This window comes from Streptomyces sp. NPDC005195, assembly GCF_040608315.1.
Classification (GTDB): domain Bacteria; phylum Actinomycetota; class Actinomycetes; order Streptomycetales; family Streptomycetaceae; genus Streptomyces; species Streptomyces kaempferi.
In genome coordinates this window covers 1-1,304 of the sequence record NZ_JBEXHZ010000353.1, presented here as the reverse complement: position 1 = coordinate 1,304, position 1,304 = coordinate 1, and the positions used below count along the sequence as shown (strand labels likewise).

2 protein-coding genes are annotated in these 1,304 nt (G+C 67.3%); one reads left to right on the top strand and one right to left on the bottom strand.

Annotated elements, in window-relative coordinates:
- Positions 1-239 (bottom strand): helix-turn-helix domain-containing protein (locus ABZV34_RS39620; protein ID WP_356288202.1); only part of this gene is annotated, 239 nt, incomplete at its 3' end.
- A gap of 394 nt (positions 240-633) precedes the next feature.
- On the opposite strand from ABZV34_RS39620, the gene ABZV34_RS39615 reads away from it, so the two are divergent.
- A partial coding sequence (locus ABZV34_RS39615; RefSeq protein ID WP_356288199.1) for a hypothetical protein occupies positions 634-1,304 on the top strand: 671 nt, incomplete at its 3' end.

Below are 1,304 nucleotides of genomic sequence, written 5' to 3'. Positions count from 1 at the left end.
AGACACCCCGGGGACAGGCGGCACCGTGATCCGCTCGGACCGCGGGAGGCCAGTCCCCGCACACCGTCCTCCCGCCACAACTGGTGCCACTGATAAGCCGACTTCACACTCACCCGCAGCCGCCGCGCGACATCCGACGGCTTGATCTGCTGCTCGAACAGCTCAGCCGCCTGCATCCGTACCGACTCCCGACGCTGACGCCCCGCAGGAGCCAGCCCGCCCCCATCCGCATATCTCACACACCACGAATACAGTCACCCACCCACACCCATCAGGGACTTCGCAAAGATTCACCCCAACGAGCTGAGGTCAGTAAGCAGGTATGGACCGCAGTGGCTCCTTGAAACAGACCCTGGGACGAGTCCGTGTTCCGCACGCGTCCGTATGATCACACCTGAATCCGTCTGAATCCGTGTGAATCTGCGGGCGTTCGCAGGTGGCTGTGTGGGCATTCGTGGGCGTCCACCTGCTGCGTCCGCAGGATGTCGAATCGTCCGAGAGGTTCGCCTATGTCGTCTTGAGGATCCCCTCCACGTCGAACATGGAGGGGATCCTCTGCTGTCGGCACGGAGTCGGGGAGCGCGATGTCAGCGGGAGTGCTCCGGGTCGCTGGATGACAGGATATGCACTCTGATGATCTTTCCGGTTCCGGAATCGGGACCGTGTTCTCCGGAGGCCGTGTTGACAACCGAACCGACTGTTCAGCTGGATGCTCTTGAAGCCGGTGCTGTACCGAGTTGGCTCGACCAGGCCCGCGAGGCACTCAGGCTGCCGGACGGGCACGAAGTGCCTGCGTACCCCTCCGCCGAGGTGCCCTTCGCCGCAGTCCACCGCTGGCATGGTGCGGCGGCGACGCTGATCGGTCAGGCGGCAGCCCGCCGCGGTGCGGACGCGGCACCCCACGACGCCTTGCGTGCGCTGCACGCGCGGGCGGCGGCGGGAGAGCCGGTCGGGGAGGAAGTCTGGGCAGAGGCGCTACGGATGGCGTTGCGGGAGACGTATCGACTGGCCTACCCGCGCGAGCAGGTGTGGTCCAGGGCAGCGTCGGCCGCGTCATCATTCGCCCGTACGCGCGGTTGGACCGACGACGACGCGGAGCAGTACGGCGAGACGTACGCGCGTATGAACACCGAGGTCAGCGAGCGCGTGCACGTCGAGGCCAACGCGGTGGCCAACGCCGCCGCCTACGCTGCCGCCTTCGCGACCGGGGATGCCGGGGAATATGCCCGTGCCTGGCCCTTCGCCTTGGTGCAGGCCTGGGCCGCTGCCTGCGCGGGGCCCGACGCCGACGATTCGGCCACGCG